The organism is Vibrio quintilis (assembly GCF_024529975.1).
GTDB classification, from domain to species: Bacteria; Pseudomonadota; Gammaproteobacteria; order Enterobacterales; family Vibrionaceae; genus Vibrio; species Vibrio quintilis.
Map to the genome: position 1 here is coordinate 1,974,416 of NZ_AP024897.1, position 18,754 is coordinate 1,993,169.

The 18,754-nt window shown below is 45.4% G+C and carries 15 protein-coding genes and 1 pseudogene; 10 read left to right on the forward strand and 6 right to left on the reverse strand.

All coding sequences use genetic code 11. The features are described from left to right. Nucleotides 1-13: 13 nt before the first annotated feature. On the forward strand, nt 14-985 hold the full coding sequence (locus OC443_RS09335) for a TRAP transporter substrate-binding protein (protein WP_083601651.1): 972 nt from the start codon (nt 14-16) through the stop codon (nt 983-985). Nucleotides 986-1,102: 117 nt separating this feature from the next. Continuing rightward, the gene (locus tag OC443_RS09340; RefSeq protein WP_083601652.1) at nt 1,103-1,444 is read left to right on the forward strand and encodes a mannonate dehydratase; all 342 of its coding nucleotides are present in this window, start codon (nt 1,103-1,105) and stop codon (nt 1,442-1,444) included. On the opposite strand, the gene OC443_RS09345 is transcribed toward OC443_RS09340, so the two are convergent. Beyond that, nucleotides 1,414-2,745 carry an IS4 family transposase gene (locus OC443_RS09345; protein ID WP_073586003.1) on the reverse strand — a complete coding sequence of 444 codons (1,332 nt, stop codon included), beginning with the start codon at nt 2,743-2,745 and terminating at the stop codon, nt 1,414-1,416. The genes OC443_RS09340 and OC443_RS09345 overlap by 31 nt on opposite strands. A gap of 95 nt (nt 2,746-2,840) precedes the next feature. Between OC443_RS09345 and uxuA the strand changes: the two are divergent. Continuing rightward, a pseudogene (uxuA, locus tag OC443_RS09350) lies at nt 2,841-3,602 on the forward strand (mannonate dehydratase); the annotation flags it as partial. A gap of 127 nt (nt 3,603-3,729) precedes the next feature. Here uxuA and OC443_RS09355 read toward each other — a convergent pair. Then, a complete protein-coding gene (locus OC443_RS09355) occupies nt 3,730-4,920 on the reverse strand; it encodes an amino acid aminotransferase (RefSeq protein ID WP_073586485.1) in 1,191 nt (396 codons plus the stop codon). Between the two features lie 314 nt (nt 4,921-5,234). Beyond that, nucleotides 5,235-6,635 (reverse strand): asparagine--tRNA ligase, encoded by a 1,401-nt coding sequence (gene asnS / locus OC443_RS09360; protein WP_073586484.1) that lies wholly within the window; start codon nt 6,633-6,635, stop codon nt 5,235-5,237. Between the two features lie 400 nt (nt 6,636-7,035). Here asnS and queD point away from each other — a divergent pair, with 400 nt between their 5' ends. After that, entirely contained in the window at nt 7,036-7,395 is a 360-nt protein-coding gene (gene queD, locus OC443_RS09365; RefSeq protein WP_073586482.1) for a 6-carboxytetrahydropterin synthase QueD, read from the forward strand. Between the two features lie 55 nt (nt 7,396-7,450). Here the strand turns inward: queD and OC443_RS09370 are convergent, their stop codons facing one another. The 3 genes from OC443_RS09370 to pabB form a co-directional block, all read right to left on the reverse strand. Beyond that, nucleotides 7,451-8,815, reverse strand: coding sequence for an L-serine ammonia-lyase (locus tag OC443_RS09370; RefSeq protein WP_073586481.1), 1,365 nt, complete (start codon nt 8,813-8,815; stop codon nt 7,451-7,453). 107 nt (nt 8,816-8,922) lie between these two features. Further along, nucleotides 8,923-9,645: a CoA pyrophosphatase gene (locus tag OC443_RS09375; protein WP_073586480.1), complete on the reverse strand. Its 723-nt coding sequence runs from the start codon at nt 9,643-9,645 to the stop codon at nt 8,923-8,925. A gap of 7 nt (nt 9,646-9,652) precedes the next feature. After that, nucleotides 9,653-11,101 carry an aminodeoxychorismate synthase component I gene (gene pabB, locus OC443_RS09380; protein ID WP_234976471.1) on the reverse strand — a complete coding sequence of 483 codons (1,449 nt, stop codon included), beginning with the start codon at nt 11,099-11,101 and terminating at the stop codon, nt 9,653-9,655. Nucleotides 11,102-11,250: 149 nt separating this feature from the next. Here pabB and OC443_RS09385 point away from each other — a divergent pair, with 149 nt between their 5' ends. The 6 genes from OC443_RS09385 to OC443_RS09410 all read left to right on the forward strand — a co-directional run bounded on the left by OC443_RS09385 (nt 11,251) and on the right by OC443_RS09410 (nt 18,611). Further along, on the forward strand, nt 11,251-12,765 hold the full coding sequence (locus OC443_RS09385; RefSeq protein ID WP_073586488.1) for a fumarate hydratase: 1,515 nt from the start codon (nt 11,251-11,253) through the stop codon (nt 12,763-12,765). 221 nt (nt 12,766-12,986) lie between these two features. Further along, the gene (locus OC443_RS09390; RefSeq protein ID WP_073586478.1) at nt 12,987-14,381 is read left to right on the forward strand and encodes a YcjX family GTP-binding protein; all 1,395 of its coding nucleotides are present in this window, start codon (nt 12,987-12,989) and stop codon (nt 14,379-14,381) included. Continuing rightward, complete coding sequence (locus OC443_RS09395; protein ID WP_073586477.1) at nt 14,378-15,421, forward strand: YcjF family protein; 1,044 nt, start codon at nt 14,378-14,380, stop codon at nt 15,419-15,421. Before OC443_RS09390 ends, OC443_RS09395 begins: the two co-directional genes overlap by 4 nt. Before the next feature lie 111 nt (nt 15,422-15,532). Further along, nucleotides 15,533-17,080 (forward strand): transcriptional regulator TyrR, encoded by a 1,548-nt coding sequence (gene tyrR, locus OC443_RS09400; RefSeq protein WP_073586476.1) that lies wholly within the window; start codon nt 15,533-15,535, stop codon nt 17,078-17,080. A 15-nt stretch (nt 17,081-17,095) separates the two neighbouring features. Beyond that, the gene (gene rimJ / locus OC443_RS09405) at nt 17,096-17,662 is read left to right on the forward strand and encodes a ribosomal protein S5-alanine N-acetyltransferase (RefSeq protein ID WP_073586475.1); all 567 of its coding nucleotides are present in this window, start codon (nt 17,096-17,098) and stop codon (nt 17,660-17,662) included. Between the two features lie 361 nt (nt 17,663-18,023). Further along, entirely contained in the window at nt 18,024-18,611 is a 588-nt protein-coding gene (locus OC443_RS09410) for an HD domain-containing protein (protein WP_073586487.1), read from the forward strand. The last annotated feature ends 143 nt before the right edge of the window (nt 18,612-18,754 follow it).

Genomic DNA, 18,754 nt, shown 5'->3' on the forward strand with positions numbered 1-18,754 from the left:
CAGGACCCCTACAATGATGAAACTTAATCAAGTATTTTTTGCATGTTCTATTGCTACTGCGGCCCTTCTTTCTGGAAATGTGGCGCAGGCAGCAACACTGAAACTGGCTCATGCGCTACCAACCGAGCACCCGGTACACAGCTCTTTAGACTGGTTTGCAAAACAGGTGAAAAAGCGTGCGGGTATTCGTGTAAAAGTTTATCCAAATGGCACGTTGGGTAATGAAACAAACTTATTACAAATGGTCCAGAACGGTACAATTGCATTTACAAAAGTGAGTGCAGCACCACTGACCGCTTTTGCACCAGATTATAAGTTACTGTCACTACCTTATTTGTACAAAGATCGTGCGCAGTATGATCAGGTATTACAGGGACCGATTGGTAAGAAAATTCTGGCTTCTTCCCATGACTCAGGCTTTATCGGTCTTGCATTCTTAGATGCCGGTGCCCGTAGCTTTTATACAGACAAGCCGATCAAAACACCTTCAGATCTGAAAGGCCTGAAAATCCGGGTACAAAACTCTGCGCTGTCAATTGATACCATTAAAGCGCTTGGCGGAACACCTGTGCCATTACCATATGGTGAATTATATTCTGCGCTGCAACAGGGTGTAGTTGATGGTGCTGAGAATAATATCCCGTCTTACTATTCTTCCCGTCACTATGAAGTGAAGAAAGTTTATTCATATGATAAACACACTATGGTACCTGATGTACTGGTTGTTTCGACCAGCACCTGGGATTCACTGAATGATAAACAGCGTAAAATTATCCGTGAAGTTGCGGCTGAAACTGTGAAGGTTCAGGATACAAACTGGAGTAATTACGTTGATAAGTCAGTGAAAGAACTGAAGAAGTATAACGTTAAATTTGTCGACAGTGATATCAGCAAGTTCCAGGATGCGGTGAAGCCGGTTTACGAGAAGTTCAGAAAAGAAAACCCTGATCTGGTTGGTATGCTGGATCAAATCCAGGGCAAATAATCCATTGTCTCTGAAAGCGTTCAGAATGATCTGAACGCTTTTTTTAATTTTTATATCTACAAAATTATCAGTGATTCAGATGGCTCCACAGGTGAGAGTCGTATTGGAGGCCCGCAGATGAAGATGACGTTCAGATGGTATGGTGAAGGCAATGATCAGATTTCCCTTCAGAATATCAGACAAATACCGGGAGTTGAGGGCATTGTATGGTCCCTGCACGATATGCCGGCCGGAGAAGTCTGGGAACAGTCCAGAATCGATCAGGAAAAAGAGCTGATTGAGAAAGCTGGCTTTCATGTTGATGTGGTTGAAAGTGTCAATGTCCATGAAGATATTAAGCTGGGGCTGCCGACCCGCGAACAGTATATTGAAAATTATAAAGAAACCCTCAGGCGTCTGGCAAAAGCCGGTGTAAAAGTTAACTCCTATCACTTAAGGTGCTTGGAGCGAACTGGATAGCGGGTCTTACTTATACGAACGGTCCTTGATTTGGGCCGTTTTTTTCGCTCAGGCAAGATGTAGCGTTTTACACGTTCACGCATCGCCCTCAGTTTTTTGGGGATCGAGCCTGGTGAAGCTATTGCACACCACATGAGCTCGTCCTGGATATCTCGAAGCGCCATCATAAAACTGATCCGCAAAGGTGATACCCCTGCCTCTTTAGCAATACGGCTTATCTCCAAACGAACAAGGTTGTAGGCGATAAGTATTCCCCATATTTCTTGTTCCACTCCCTCAACTGACTGGCTTCGCAGTAACACTTCATCCTCAAGCATATCGTGCTTTATTTCGCCGTAGCTGTTCTCAACTTCCCACCGCTCAAAATAGACATCAAGCAGAGATTGGAGACTATACTGGCTGTCGGTTAGAGAGGTAAGGAGCCCTTTGATATGGTTGGGTTGCTCTTGCTCCGGGTAAAGAACGAGCCTTGCTTGCCATTTTTCAGGTAGGCTCGGGTCTTGCCTTAATGCATGTTGAGAGACGCTCATCTCCACTATTAAATCTCGACCCTCCTCATCCAGCTGTTCGATAACTTCATACTGAGTATTAGATTTTATCGGGGTCATCCAATGGCTTGAACCGTGTTGTCGTGACCAGTTAATCATCAGCTCTGCACTTAGGTAGCATCGGTCAAAAATAGTAAGGGAGTTGGCAGGAACTGAGGGAATGAGCTGCTTTGCATAGTTCACTTCGCCTGTAGAACTTGGGCCAAAAGCAACATTATAGAGTAGACGGCTGCGTAGGGAGCAAAGTGCACATAATCTGACAATAGGGTATTCGGTATGGCGAGTTTTGCTGTGTTTAACGTAATGAAAATGTTCGGCCAGAGGACTGGTATCATGCGTTCTAAACTGGGTGCCATCGACCGAGAAAAGTCTCAGCCCATACCATGTATCTTTATTGTCTTCCGCACCTGTCCAATGCTCGGCTGTTAAAGAGAATAGGGCTTCGAGAGGTTTGGCTGTTAATCGCTTTCTTGCTTGGGGTATAGCGCTTGGAGCAATGGACTCTCCCAGAGAATTAGAAAGCTTCAGATCTAATTTATCAAGTACATCAGTAATAGGCCGGTCACGGTACAAACCAATTCCAACAACGAGCCAGACTACGAGCTCAGCAGGTAGCTTTCGCCGCCTCATGCTCGCTTTATTTGTTTCATCAAGTGCTTGATTTATCCACTCTAGTGGAAGCTCTTTTTGAAAGAGTGCAAGAGATTCCGGAGAAGCAAAGTCATCAACATCAATAAGCCAGTGAGCCAACATAAAAATACCCTCAAACATAAATGCTTGAGGGTATTTTCAACCAACCACAGGATCGTTCAACTGATCATTTACTTAACTGATCGGAGTTAGGTGTAAAAGTCGTTTGCTATAATTTTATGCCGGTGTTTGACTGGACCCGGACTGATTTATATAAGCAAACAACAGATGGTTCCAATGCGCTGTTTTTCGAAAAAAGTCAGATTGAAGATATCGATCCAATCACGTTGATCGATAAAATTTCCAAAGATGTCGATGTGACGATGCCAGGCTGGGAGCCTGAGCGTTTAGCCAGACTGAAAGAAACATTCCGGCAGTATGAAGGGTTTACTGCGGAAGATCTCTGGCAAAACCTGCAGTATTTTCTTGAACAAATTATCCCTGTTTGTGAATCGTGTGATATCAAAATGGGTATTCACCCGGATGATCCTGCTTTTCCAATCTTTGGTTTACCGCGGATTATCATTAATAAAGAGAATATCGGACGGTTTCTGAATTTAGTTGACAGTCCATACAATGGATTGAGTTTATGTACCGGCTCTCTGGGTTCTTCAAATAATGATATTCCGGATATTATTGATACCTATTGTTCCAGAATCCACTTTATCCATATCAGAAATGTCAAACGCTACGAGAATGGTGATTTTATCGAGACCTCTCACCGGGCTTGTGATGGCTCAGTTGATACGGTAAAAGTGATTGAAACACTTCACCGGCATGGTTACTCCGGTTATGTACGTCCGGATCATGGCCGTCATATCTGGGGAGAGGAGGCGTGGGCCCGGCCGGGTTATGGTTTATACGACCGTGCGTTAGGCATTATGTACATCTGGGGTGTATGGGATAGCTTAAACCACTGAATCACAGCCTGACTAATGCTCGAAAGTGGCGCTTGTTTTTATAGTTATCTGAGAGAGATAAATAAAAAGCCGTGCTGGTTTTAGCACGGCTTCTTCACATTCATGATAAATCTGCACACTGTAACAATTACAGAATTGCTGCAATCGCCTTACAGAGTGGTTGCATATTGGCTTTTGTCATCCCGGCAACACTGATGCGGCCTGAGCCGACAATATAAATACCAAAATCAGTTTTGAGCTGTTCAACCTGATCTTTATTTAAACCAGAGAAGGAGAACATGCCGTTCTGGCGGGAAATAAAGCTGAAATCCTGTTTCACGCCGTATTCTTTTAATGTCTCAACAAACAGGGTTCTCATTTCCTGAATGCGTTCACGCATTTCTGCAACTTCAGTCAGCCAGTCCTGATAAAGTTCTGGTGAATTCAGGATGGTAGTGACTATAGCAGAACCGTGTGCTGGCGGGTTTGAATAAACAGAACGGATGATGGCTTTAATCTGGGAAAATGCCTGCGCAGAAATTTCATCAGATTCAGCAACGAGAGTGAATGCGCCAACCCGTTCGCTGTACAGACCAAAGTTTTTAGAAAATGAGCTGGCAACCAGTAACTCACGGTTATGGCGGGCAAAAATGCGTAAACCTTCCGCATCTTCCTCAACGCCTTTGGCAAATCCCTGATAGGCAAAGTCAAATAGCGGCAGCAATTGCTTTTCAGCGACTAATTTAGCCAGAGTTTCCCATTCCTCTGCTGTGGGATCTATCCCGGTTGGGTTATGACAACAACCATGCAAGAGAACAATATCACCCGGTGCTGCATTCTTAAGATCAGCCAGCATCGCTGCAAAATCTTTTTCTTTGGTTTCAGCGTTGTAGTAGCTGTATTGAGCGATTTCCAGACCTGCCGCTTTAAAGACACCCTGATGGTTTGCCCAGGTCGGATTACTAATCCAGATTCTGACATTTCCGAGGTGGCGCTTAATAAATTCACCGGCAAGACGAAGTGCGCCCGTACCACCGGGAGCCTGAGCCGTTTTTGCTCTTTGGGCTGAAATGATTTCAGAGTCAGCACCGAACAAAAGCTTCTGAACAGCAAGAGCATATTCTGCTGTACCATCAATGCTCAGGTAGGATTTTGTTTTTTCTGTTTCCAGCAGTTTTGCTTCAGCTTTTTTGACTGTCGTAAGAACCGGGGTTGAGCCGTTTTCATCTTTATAAATGCCAACACCGAGGTTAATTTTTTCTTTACGCGAATCTTTTTTAAATTCTTCAGTCAGGCCTAATATGGGGTCTGCCGGGGCTGCAGCAACTTTTTCAAACATAACTCTCATCCATGTCTATTTTTTCTGGAAAGGCCCTGAGAATGGGCCACGCTGTTTCAGACTTTATTTATACCTCTATGACAATGTTGATACAACAGTGATTTTTAGAAAAATATAAATTATTTGTAGTTTCGTTTATATCTCTGACAAAAGAGCGATTTTCAGCACAAATCTTCATAGAATCTTTCCCGGATTTCATAATAAAAGAGAAAAACTGAGCAGATCCGGGCCGGGAGCAGAGTTACCCGTCGGAATAAAAAAAGACCGCCCGGATTCAGGCAGTCTTTTGCAGGTTTTGGTCTGTGCTTCTGAACTCAGAAGTTTGCTGAGCGCGGCGCCCGGGGGAACGGAATCACATCTCTGATGTTTGCCATACCCGTCACATAAGAAACCAGGCGTTCAAAGCCAAGTCCGAAGCCGGAATGAGGCACAGTGCCGTAGCGGCGTAAATCCCGGTACCAGTTCATATGTTCCGGGTCAATGCCCATTTCAACCATGCGTTGATCAAGGATATCCAGTCGTTCTTCACGCTGAGAGCCACCAATGATCTCACCGATACCCGGTGCCAGAACGTCCATTGCAGCAACTGTTTTGCCATCATCGTTCATCCGCATGTAGAAGGCTTTAATATCTTTCGGGTAGTTTTTAACAACAACCGGTGCATTAAAGTGTTCTTCTGCAAGATAGCGTTCATGTTCAGACGACATATCAATTCCCCACTCAACCGGGAATTCAAATTCACGACCGGAATCAATCAGAATCTGAATTGCATCGGTGTAATCAACCTGGGCAAAATCAGATGCAACGAATTTTTCAAGCCGGGAGATTGCTTCTTTATTAATACGCTGGGCAAAAAATTCCAGATCGTCACGTCTTTCTTCTAAAACAGCTTTAAAGACATACTTCAGCATGTCTTCAGCAAGAAAAGCGACATCATCAAGGTTGGCAAATGCAACTTCCGGTTCAACCATCCAGAATTCCGCCAGGTGGCGGCTGGTATTGGAGTTCTCAGCACGGAAAGTCGGACCAAAACTGTAAACTTTGGTCATCGCACAAGCATATGCTTCAGCGTTTAACTGCCCTGAAACTGTCAGAAATGTCTCTTTACCAAAGAAATCTTCATTAAAGTCGACTTCTCCACTCTCAGTGCGGGGTAAATTAGCAAGGTCCAGTGTGGATACCCTGAACATTTCACCTGCACCTTCGCAGTCAGAAGCAGTGATAAGCGGGGAGGACATCCAAATATAGCCACGTTCATGATAAAATCGGTGAATAGCCTGAGAAAGACAGTTTCTTACCCGGGCAACTGCACCAATCACATTGGTCCGTGGACGTAAATGTGCGACTTCACGTAAGTATTCGATAGAATGGCGTGTTTTTGCCATTGGATAAGTATCGGCATCGTCAACCCAACCCAATACGTTAACTTCTGTAGCTGCCAGCTCAAAATCCTGCCCTTTGGCCGGAGATTCAACGATGGTTCCCGTTACTTCAACAGAACAGCCTGTAGTGAGTTTCAGTACATCATCATTGTAATTATTCAGATTATTCGGGACCACGGCCTGAATCGGGTCGAAACAAGAGCCGTCATAGATGGCAAGGAACGAGATTCCGGCTTTGGAATCACGACGTGAGCGGATCCAGCCGCGGACAGTCACTTCACTGTCAACCGCGAGCTTGCCGCGTAAAACGTCAACAACAGGCGCGTAAGTCATGTTTGATTTATTCTCCATTCGGGTTATTTAATGTCCGTTAACTGCCGTAACCGGATTTTCCGAAAAAACAGCAAACAGATTGTATATTCAGAATTTGTTCGTCAGGACAGTTTACCGTTGAAATCTCTGGCTTCAACCTTTTCTCTGATCTCAAGGTACAATTTTAATGTTTTTGTTCAATTTATTGATATGACACTTGTGTTTAGCGTATGTGTAACGGGGATAAAATCATGATGACAGCGAAAACAGCAAAAAGAATCCGGATATAATATCATCAATCCGGCCCGGGTCAGAATAACGGTCCGGGTTAAGATAATTTAGTGTAGAGAAGCAATGACAATTACAGAATTTCGCGTACAATGCAGCCTCTGTTTTGAATTTGCTGTTTATAGGTTTAAAAATGATTTTGTACAAAGAGTTTACATTTGAGGCGGCCCACCGACTACCCCATGTCCCTGAAGGGCATAAATGCGGGCGGCTTCATGGACACTCTTTTCTTGTCAGAATATATGTGGAAGGTGATGTTGACCCACAAGCAGGATGGGTGATTGATTTTGCTGAAATCAAACAAGCCTTTAAACCTGTTTATGAGCAGCTTGACCATCATTATCTGAATGAAGTTGAAGGACTGGAAAACCCGACCAGTGAAGTAATTGCCCGCTGGATCTGGCAGAAGCTGAAGCCATCATTACCGCTGTTGAGCCAGGTTGAAATTAAAGAAACCTGTACTGCCGGCTGTATTTACAAAGGTGAAGCTTAAACGAAAAAGGAAGAAGCGTGAAAGTCACCCGGAGTTTCACGCTGTGACACAGACATCAGCAGATAACTTTGATTGCCAGTCCCCCCTGAGATGTTTCCCGGTATTTTGCATTCATATCTTTTCCGGTTTCCAGCATTGTCTCTATCACTTTATCCAGAGAAACTCTTGGCGCTGATGCCCGGCGCAATGCCATACGGGTCGCATTGATTGCCTTTACTGCGGCAATCCCGTTGCGCTCGATACACGGAACCTGAACCTGTCCGGCAACCGGATCGCAGGTCAGGCCGAGATTATGTTCCATTGCAATTTCAGCTGCCATACAGACTTGTTCCGGACTGGCGCCAAATAATTCGGCAAGACCTGCGGCAGCCATAGAACAGGCGACGCCGATTTCTCCCTGACAGCCAACTTCGGCACCGGAAATTGAAGCATTTCTCTTATACAGTCCGCCGATGGCACAGCATGTTGACAGATAACGAATACAATCCTGCTCTGTCACTGGCTGAATAAATTTATTGTAATATGCAAATACCGCTGGAATCAGGCCACATGCGCCATTGGTTGGGGCTGTGACCACTCTTCCGCCGGCAGCATTTTCTTCATTAATCGCAAAAGCAAACATGTTGACCCAGTCAATCACCGCCATCGGATCATTCGAATGTTTTTCAGAAGTGATGAGTTGTTGGTGTAACGCTGCCGAACGACGCGGAACTCTGAGGGGACCAGGTAAAATACCTTCCGTTTTCATGCCGCGCTCCATACAATCTTTCATGGTATGCCAGATTTTCAGCAGGTAATCCGCGACTTCCTGACGGGGACGGCAGGCCGATTCATTTTCCATCACCAGTGTGCTGATGGATAAACCTGCGTCACGACAGAATTCAACTAATTCGGAAGCACTGGTGTAGGGAAAGGGGACATTGTGCGCCGATTCCGCGGGCTGACCCAGATGTTTTTCATCGACAACAAATCCGCCGCCAACAGAGTAATAAGTTTCTGAAAGAAGCTTTTGTTCTCCCTGCCATGCATGAATTGTCATGCCATTTTCATGCGCAGGCAGATAGGAGGTGTGAAATGTAATGCCGGCATCATGAGAAAACTCAACCCGATGGTTGTTATGGGTTGCGATTTGCAGACATTCATGTTGTTCGGCATCACGGATTATCCCGGGAATGTGGTCAATATCCACATTTTCAGGCGTATAACCACTTAATCCCAGAATAATGGCAATATCAGTCTGATGGCCTTTGCCGGTTAAAGACAGCGACCCATACACATCAACGGTGATTCTGGTGACTTGTTCTAAAAGAGCTTTTTGATGAAGTGTTTCAACAAACAGATGACCTGCCTTCATTGGCCCCATGGTATGAGAGCTGGAAGGCCCGATGCCTATCTTAAAAATATCAAAAACGCTGATCATGCCTGTACACCTTTAAACCAAGTGGCAACGTAGTTATAAACCTTTGAAACTGGTCATATAAAATAGCGGGGGAGACTACACGACTCCACAGGTAAAGACAACTATGACTAACCAGATGAAATCAGAGGGTTATTCTCCCGGAAAAATGGATAACTCATACTCTGATTAAAGTGCTTATTCGTGATTTTATCAACCGGTAACTTGCAGGGTCTTTTGTTGGCTGAGTTAAAATTCAGTTGATTGCCGGGGAACAGGTGCCGCTGTAACTGTTCAATCATTTTAGCCGTTGCACCCCAGATAAAATATTGGCGGTAATTTAATGCCACAACCCGGTGATGTTTTTCTCTTAAGGTAAAATCTGAACAGTGCAGGTGGCGGGGGTTCAGCACATAGCTGGCAGGAATTTCAAAGATTTCTTCAACTTCTTCCTGCTGGGGAACCGGCGTATATCGCGGAGAAATGAAGGCGATCACGGGTGTGACAGCAAAACAGCTGACAGTGCGGAGTTCAGGCAAATGGCCTATCAGCTCGATATGCTGCTGTTGAATCCCGATTTCTTCTCTGGCTTCACGGATAGCTGTTTGATAAAGAGAGTGATCCTGAGATTCATATTTCCCGCCGGGGAAACAGATTTGTCCGGGGTGATGTTTCAGGTGCATCGGTCGACGGGTGAAAATCACATGTAACCCGGACCGGCGTTCAACCAGTCCGATTAACACGGCTGCTTTACGGAAATCCTGAAAATGAAAAGGGCGTGTCTCATGATCAACACACCTGTCCGGGTTGTGGAGCTGAAAATATTGCAAAACTGTTGTACGGGTGATTTTCATACAGTCTTTATTCTGTCCCTTGCGGCCTGAGTACGGGCAAAATCCGGCTGAGTTTATCGAGCGTTTCCTGATATTCATTTTTCCACTGACTATCGGCAACAATCCCACCGCCAGCCCAGACATAGAGCTGCTGCCCGGTCGCGATTAAAGTCCGGATCGTGATACTGGTATCCATCTGTCCGTTGCGGCTGATATACCCAATACTGCCGCAATAAGCATTTCTGCGGTGTGGTTCCAGTTCTTCAATAATTTCCATCGCTCTGACTTTCGGTGCACCGGTGATAGAACCGCCCGGAAAACAGGCACGTATCAAGTCAGATGCTGAATATTTTTGATCTAGTTTAGCATGAATTGTGCTGACTAAATGATGAACATAAGGGAAGGTTTCGATATCGAATAATTTCGGTACGCAGACTGAACCGGGCAAAGCGACCCGGCCGATATCATTGCGCAGCAGATCGACAATCATGAGATTTTCAGCCTGATCTTTTGGTGACTGACGCAGGGTTTCAGCCTGAAGGCGATCGTCGGCAGGTATCTCAGCGCGGGGAATGGTTCCCTTGATAGGTTTCGTTTCTATGTGTCTGTTTTTTAACTGCAGAAAGCGTTCCGGGGATAAGCTCAGAATGGCGCCTTCGTCTAGCCGCAGGAAAGCAGAAAACGGTGCTTCATTCGACTGATCCAGCAGGTTGAAAGCCTGCCACTCACTCCCGCGATATTCAGCCTGAAAACGTTGGGTCAGATTAATTTGATAACAGTCTCCGGCCTGAAGATATGCCTGAATTGCCTCAAATTTGTTCTGATATAACGCTCTGGTCATATTTGACTGCCAGCATGATTTCAGTTGAAAAGGTGCGTCAGGCGAAGGTTGTTGCGCCAGAATCCATGCCTCAGCTGCCTGGGTGTCTTGCCCCGTCCACCAGGCTTGTTTTTCCTGATGATCGACAATCAGTGCCCAGGTGTAAATCCCGACAGCCATTTCAGGCAGAGGAATATCATGGTCAGCGGTTTCAGGCAGTTTTTCAATCCGGCGGCCCAGATCATAGGCAAAATATCCTAACGCTCCGCCGGTAAAGGGCAGGTACGGTCTTTCAGACTGGATGGCTGGTGTCCATTTTTTCTGTATTTCATCAAGTAACGAGAATGGATCCTGATCGGATTGATAGCTGATGTATTTGACGGGATCTTTCTGACCGGGATTCCCGCAGCTCTTCTCACCGGTCATCTCACGAATCGTCGTGATCTGATCCCGTGTTACCAGGGTTGCGACCGGATTCGCGACTAAAATATCAAAGCGGCTGTCGCAGTGAGCATCAGAGGATGACTTTAAAAGCATGGACCACGGAAGCCTTTCTATCCGGGAAAAAATTTCACTGGCAAGGTTCCGGGAGTAATTTGTTGAGCGGTATTCAACTTCTTTGTTCTGCGTGTAATTCATTTCTTTAATTTGTGACAAAAAGTTCGATCACTGCGTAGCGTGTTCACTAAAGCAAGCGTATATTATAAAAGGATTATTAAGCTGACTGCTGTATTTCTTAACCTGTTTTCAACAGGTTAGTAAGGGGGAGGTACAGCAAAAGAAGCATAACATAAATGAGGCAAGCAATGACGTTAATTCGCAAAGAAGATTTAATCAGCAGTGTCGCTGATGCGCTTCAGTATATTTCTTACTATCATCCCCTTGATTTTGTTCAGGCTCTGGAAAAGGCGTACCACCGTGAGGAGAGTCAGGCCGCTAAAGATGCGATTGCGCAGATTTTGATTAATTCCCGTATGTCAGCAGAAGGCCACCGGCCGATCTGTCAGGATACCGGAATTGTGACCTGTTTCGTCTATATCGGGATGGACGTCCGGTGGGAGACTGATCAAACCGTTCAGGAAATGATAGATGAAGGCGTTCGCCGTGCTTATACCAATCCGGATAATCCTTTGCGGGCTTCCGTATTAGTTGACCCGGCAGGAAAGCGGGTGAACACCAAAGACAATACGCCAGCGGTTGTCCACATCAGTATGGTTCCCGGAGATAAAGTCGAAATTCAGATTGCCGCAAAAGGTGGTGGTTCAGAAAATAAAACCAAGATGGCAATGCTCAACCCATCTGACGATATTGCTGAATGGGTCGAAAAAACCGTCCCGTTACTCGGTGCTGGCTGGTGTCCGCCGGGAATGCTGGGTATCGGCATTGGGGGAACAGCAGAAAAAGCTGCAGTGTTGGCTAAAGAATCACTTATGGAGCACATCGATATTCAGGAATTGATTGATCGTGGTCCGGAAAATGCTGAAGAAGAGCTCCGGCTGGATATTTTCAACCGGGTAAATAAGCTTGGCATTGGTGCGCAGGGATTGGGTGGTTTAACCACGGTTGTGGATGTGAAAATAAAATCAGCGCCAACTCATGCAGCATCGAAGCCTGTTTGTTTGATTCCGAACTGTGCTGCAACGCGCCATATCCATTTTACGCTGGACGGAAACGGGCCTGCTGAGTTTACACCGCCAAAACTGGAAGACTGGCCGGATATTACCTGGGAAGCCGGAAGCAATACCCGCCGGGTGAATCTGGATACGGTTACGAAAGAAGAAGTCCGTACCTGGAAAACGGGTGAAACAGTATTACTGTCCGGTAAAATTCTGACGGGCCGGGATGCGGCTCATAAAAGAATCCAATCGATGCTTGAAAATGGTGAAGGCTTGCCGGAAGGTGTTGACCTGAAAGATAAATTTATCTATTACGTGGGGCCGGTGGATGCCGTGCGGGATGAAGTAGTTGGTCCGGCAGGCCCGACAACATCGACCCGGATGGATAAGTTTACCGATATAATGCTCGATGAAGTGGGTATTATGGGGATGATTGGTAAAGCAGAACGTGGTTCGGCAACGGTTGAATCAATCAAAAATCATAAAGCTGTTTACCTGATGGCCGTCGGTGGCGCTGCTTATCTGGTCGCCAAAGCAATCAAGAAAGCAAGAGTGGTTGCTTTTGAAGAACTGGGGATGGAAGCGATTTATGAATTTGAAGTCGAAGATATGCCGGTGACTGTTGCAGTTGATTCCGGTGGTGCCAATGCGCATCAGATTGGTCCGGATCTGTGGCGGGTAAAAATTGCTGAAGCAGAAAAGTAGTTTTGTTTTTATTTTCTGTCTGATTGGATTGAAAGCCTCTGACTTTTCAGAGGCTTTTTCGTATCTCATCCGGGGTGGTGACTCACAGAACACAAGGCAGACTGCCGGTTGCAGCAGATTCACTCACAATGCTAAGCTTCCTGACTTATATCAGTCAGATGACCTGGGGCTGTCTTGCTCTCACAATCATCAAATTTTTATCTGTCCCGGAGGAAGAGTGAATGAAGTCATTAAAGCAGGAAGTATCAGAGCTGATTTATCGTGGTTTTGATACCAATATCAAAATTGCGGTGACCGGACTATCCCGGGCCGGAAAGACTGCTTTTATTACTTCTCTGATTAATCAGATCCAGCATCTGTCCACCCATGATAATTTACCATTTCTGGTTTCAGCGCAGGAGCGCAGAATTATCGGGACCAAGCGTGTGCCGCAAAAAAATATTATGGTTTCCCGCTTTGATTATGACCGGGCGATGTCTTTTCTTCATGCGGAACAAACGCAATGGCCTGAACCAACCAAAGATGTCAGTGAGACCCGGCTTGCCATCAAATATAAACCCGTCAAAAGAAGTAAGCGGCTGTTGGGTAAGTCTCTGACGCTGTATCTTGATATTATTGACTATCCGGGGGAATGGCTTCTGGATCTACCTCTGCTGGAGCTGAATTTCAGACAGTGGTCAGAGCAACAGGTGAGCCTGATGAAAGGCAAAAGAGCCGGTTTTGCCAAATCATGGCTTGAGGCCTGCAAGACACTGGACTTGACCCGGGAAGCAGATGAGCAGCAACTGGCGTCTTTATCCTCGGTTTACACCCAATATCTGCATGACTGTAAAGCCGGCGGGTTGCACTGGGTTCAGCCAGGTCGCTTCGTGTTACCCGGAGAACTGGCAGGCGCACCGGTATTACAATTTTTCCCGGTTGCCGGCGAAGTGCCACAAAGTGATAAAAAGGCATCTTCCCGCCATGCGCCGACGAATTACGATCTCCTGAGTGCCCGCTTTGAAGAATACAAGTCAAAAGTTGTCCAGCGCTTTTATAAAGAGTACTTTGCGACATTTGATCGTCAGGTGGTGCTGGTAGACTGTTTGACGCCTCTCAACCGGGGACACGATTCGTTTGTCGACATGCAGCAGGCTCTAATTCAGATTATGCAGAGTTTCCGCTATGGCAGAAACGGCATCCTGACCCGGCTGTTTTCGCCTAAAATTGATAAAGTTTTATTTTGTGCGACCAAAGCCGATCATGTGACACCTGAGCAGCATGTGAATCTGGTGAATTTGCTTGATCAGATGATTTACCCCGTGTGGCAGCAAGTGGCGTATGAAGAAGTTGAGATGAGAGGCATGAGCCTTGCGTCGATACAGGCGACTCAGGCCGGGTATATTCAAGAATCCGATCAGCAGTATCCGGCCATCCAGGGAGATACTCTCGCCGGGGAGTTCGTGACTCTGTTTCCCGGAGAAGTGCCTGCAAAACTGCCGGTTGCCGACTACTGGCAATCAAACCAGTTTGATTTTGTTCAGTTTAAGCCTCAGCAGTCAATTCACGGAGAGCCTTTACCGCATCTCCGGATGGATAGTGCGCTGGAATATTTAATCGGAGATAAATTACGATGAGCCAGTATAAATCGAAGCATATATTCAAACAGACACTTGATCAAAATGAACCTGTCCCGGAAGAGCTTACCGCAACACAGCAATTTCGTGATCAGGATAAATTTGTTCCGGCAGCGACACAGAATACAGAAGCGGAGATGCACCCTTCTGATATAGAAATTGAGCCGCTGATCCGCCCTTCAGCTAAAAAACGCTGGTTCATGCCTTCCGTGCTGACAGCTTTTGTCGGGCTGGCCGGATGGCAGACTGTTGATGCTGGTATTCATGCTTACCTTGCTGGTGACTGGTTGTCGATTGGCTGGTTTTCATTTTTAGGTGTTATCGCCGGAGCCGGTGCCGGAAAACTGATTGGAGAATGGCGGACATTACGTCGTTTGCGGAAACATTTTTCACACCAGACTAAAGCCGAAGGATTAATTCAGACTAACAGTGTCGGCCAGGCAAAACCATTTTGTGAACAGTTGATCAAAGATGCCGGGATGGCTGAGAATCATCCGGATGTACTGAAATGGCGCAACCAGCTCAATCATGCTTTTAATGATGCAGAAGTCTTTGATTTATATGACCTGTATATTCTTAAATCTGTTGATGAACAGGCCATCCGCCTGATATCACGTTCGGCTTCTGAGTCTGCGGTTCTTGTTGCTGTCAGCCCGCTCGCAATTGCTGATATGTTGTTAGTGGCGTGGCGAAACCTGACGATGCTGAATCAGCTTTCAGATTTGTATGGTGTCAAGCTGGGATATTGGTCTCGGATCAGACTACTGAGAAGCATGTTTGTTAATATGGCAGCTGCCGGTGCCAGTGAAATGGTGCTTGATATCAGTACTGATTTATTATCTGCCGGTGTCGCAGCAAAACTCTCAGCCCGTGCAGGTCAGGGAATGGGAATCGGCATATTGACTGCACGTCTCGGGCTACAGGCGATGACCTTACTTCGCCCTTTACCCTGGGTTCCTGAGCGAAAGGTCAGATTAACGGCAATTCGTCAGGTGATTCTGTCAAAAGTGAAAGTTCTGCTTACAAAGTCATCAGACTAATATGAGCATTATGGAATGGCAGTGATGTTTTCTTGAGAGTTCGCTTGACGGATCTATGGCCTTGATAGAAACTACTGTCAACTTTTCCTGACACTTTTTAGGTTCACATCTGTGCGTCTCGAAGTTTTTTGTGAAGACAGACTCGGGCTAACCCGGGAATTACTGGACATTCTGGCCTCAAGAAAGATTGATTTAAGAGGCATTGAAATTGATGTTTCAGGTATCATTTATCTGAACTGTCCTGATATTGATTTTGCAACATTTAGCGAGTTAATGGCTCAAATCCGGATGATCTCCGGAGTAAAGGATGTTCGCAAAGTCCAGTTTATGCCGATAGAAAGGCATAATACTGAATTGATCTCATTGTTAAATAATTTGCCTGATGCTGTTCTGTCTATTGATATGAAAGGCACGATTGATATGGCAAATTACGCTGCATTGTCTTTATTTGCCAAACAAAAAGATGAGGTGATTGGCATCCCGATTACGGGACTGATTCAATCATTTAATTTTTCCCGCTGGCTTGAAGGAAATAAAGCCCGTTACCGGGAAGAAATCGTGATTAACGGGCTGGACTATATTCTGGAAATGATGCCGGTTCATATCAGAAATGAGCTGAGTGAATCGGTTCTGGCAAGCACGATGATTATTCTCAGGATGAAAGATCACGCATCTTCCGGTACGCCGTTAATGTTACCCCTCAGTCATGATTTAGGTTTTGAACACTTTGTTGGTGTTTCTAACCGGCATAAGCAGTTGATCAATCAGGCGAAGAAATTATCGCTGCTTGAACAACCGCTCTTAATTGAAGGTGAGACCGGAACGGGTAAAGAAATGCTGGCCAGAGCCTGTCACAACCGTTCTGAGCGTGCAGCTTTTCCGTTTCTGGTACTGAGCTGCGCCTCAATGCCGGATGATGTGGCGGAGACGGAACTCTTTGGTCACGCACCGGGAACGTTTAATCATCAGTCGGGGCATAAAGGTATTTTTGAACTGGCGGATGGCGGCACGATTTTTCTCGATGAGATCGGTGAGATGAGTCCTCATCTTCAGATTAAGCTGCTGCGTTTTCTTCAGGATGGCACTTTCAGACGGGTCGGGGAAGAACATGAACAGCATGTGGATGTCAGAATCATTGCCTCGACACGGCATAATCTTGCAGGTCTGGCTGAGTCTGGTCAGTTCAGGGAAGATTTATTTTACCGGCTGAATGTGCTGACGATAACGATTCCTCCGTTAAGAGAACGTCCGGCGGATATCCTGCCGTTGCTTGAACTGTTTGTAACCCGGCATGCCCGTCAGATGGGAATGAAAAAGCCCGGGCTTGCTGATGAGGTGGTGGACAAACTGTCTCATTGTCCGTGGCCGGGTAACATGCGTCAGCTGGAGAATATCGTGTTAAGAGCTTTAACCGAAATTCAGGATGGTATGCTGGAACTGGAGCATTTTCATTTGCCACAGGTGGATAAAATGTCCGATGGCGTGGGTCAGCTGAATCTGGACGGTTCGCTTGATGACATAATGAGTGATTACGAAGCAAAAGTTTTGACTAAATTGTACCAGTCATTTCCGTCAAGCCGGAAACTGGCGAAACGCCTGAGTGTTTCCCATACCTCAATTGCCAATAAGCTGAGAGATTATCATATTCGTAAAAACTAAGGTGAATGTCCTGATATGCAGAATCATATTTATGATATCGATGAAGATATTGTCATTCGTACCGCCCGGGTTGAAGATGCCCGGATGATTACAAAGTATTTTTGTCATAACAGAGAGTACCTTCGTCCCTGGGAACCACAGCGGGAACCTGGTTTTTTTGAGCAAAAGGGATGGACGCAAAAGCTGATAAAGCTTGAAGAGTTGCGGCAGTTAGGACTGGGTTTTTATATTTTGATTCTGGATTTGCCGTCAAATCAAATGTTGGGGACAATTTCTTTCAGTCAGATAACCCGTTTTCCTTTATATGGTTGCTTTGTCGGTTATTCGCTGGCAGAAAATGCGCAGGGGAAAGGGGTGATGACCCGGGCGCTGAAAATGGCATGCCGTTATATGTTTAAAGTGCAAAACCTGCATCGTATCAGTGCGACCTATATGCCTTTTAATCATCGTAGTGAAGCTGTTCTGAAACGGGTTGGTTTTGAGCATGAAGGTACAACAAAGGATTATTTGTTAATTGACGGGAAGTGGCAGGACCACCATATGACATCTTTAATTAACCCTGAGTGGAAAAATAACCGTTAATTTTATACCCAAACAACCTGCATCTTCAGGTTGCTTGGGTATATAAGTATTCCCCGGTCATCAGTATTAAATAGTGAATCATTCATCTTATTATTTCTGTTTTGTTTTATTTGGATGATTTTTGTACACATTTGCTTTGATAGAAACATATTCTTTCAATCTGATAGTTTTTTTTAGCTGTCGTATGTTGTGCTGTATAGAGATTTGCTGATAAGGTTGTCATTCATGAATGATCGTTCCCGGCAGTGGAACAGATGATAAAACAGAAATGAGCATTCGTGAGTTTCACTTAATATTTCGATGCTGATTTATCTGGTTGATGTTGTGTATTTGACTCATCGAATGGGAGGAGATATTGGTGATCGAACGTCTGAAAAAGCAGCTTGAGTTGGTGATTGAATTAGATCGGCTGAAAAGTATATTAAGGCGGACAAGGGTTAAAAGCGCTGAAGGACGTTTGGAAAATACGGCTGAACATAGCTGGCATGTCGCCATCATGGCGATTTTACTGGAAGAGTATGCCAATGAGCCGGTTGATATCAGTAAAGTTGTTCAAATGTTGTTATTTCATGACATTGTTGAAATCGATGCCGGTGATACCTTTATCTACGATTCTGAATCAGCACAGCATCAGGAAGAAGCTGAGTTAAAAGCGGCTGAGCGGCTGTTTGGTATCTTACCCGATGATCAGGGACAAAAATATTTAGCCCTGTGGAAAGAATTTGAAGAAGCGGTGACGCCGGAAGCCCGCTTCGCGAAGGCGCTTGATCGTTTAATACCCGTGATGCTGAATTACTGTAATGAAGGGCAAAGCTGGAAAGAATACGGTGTCCATAAACATCAGGTTCTGTCAATGAATCAACGAATAGAGCAGGGCTCAGAATGTTTGTGGGATTATGCGCTGGAAATTATTGATCAGGCCGCAAACAATAACTGGCTTAAACTTTAACGCCCGCTGGCTGACAATATTTGATTGATGCAATGATTGTTTCAACCTGACCTCTTTTTTGTCGTTAGTTTACACCATGTCATATTTTACTTTCTGTTACGTCCGGTAACAGAAAGTCAGATAAAACCCCAAATCTGTCTTAT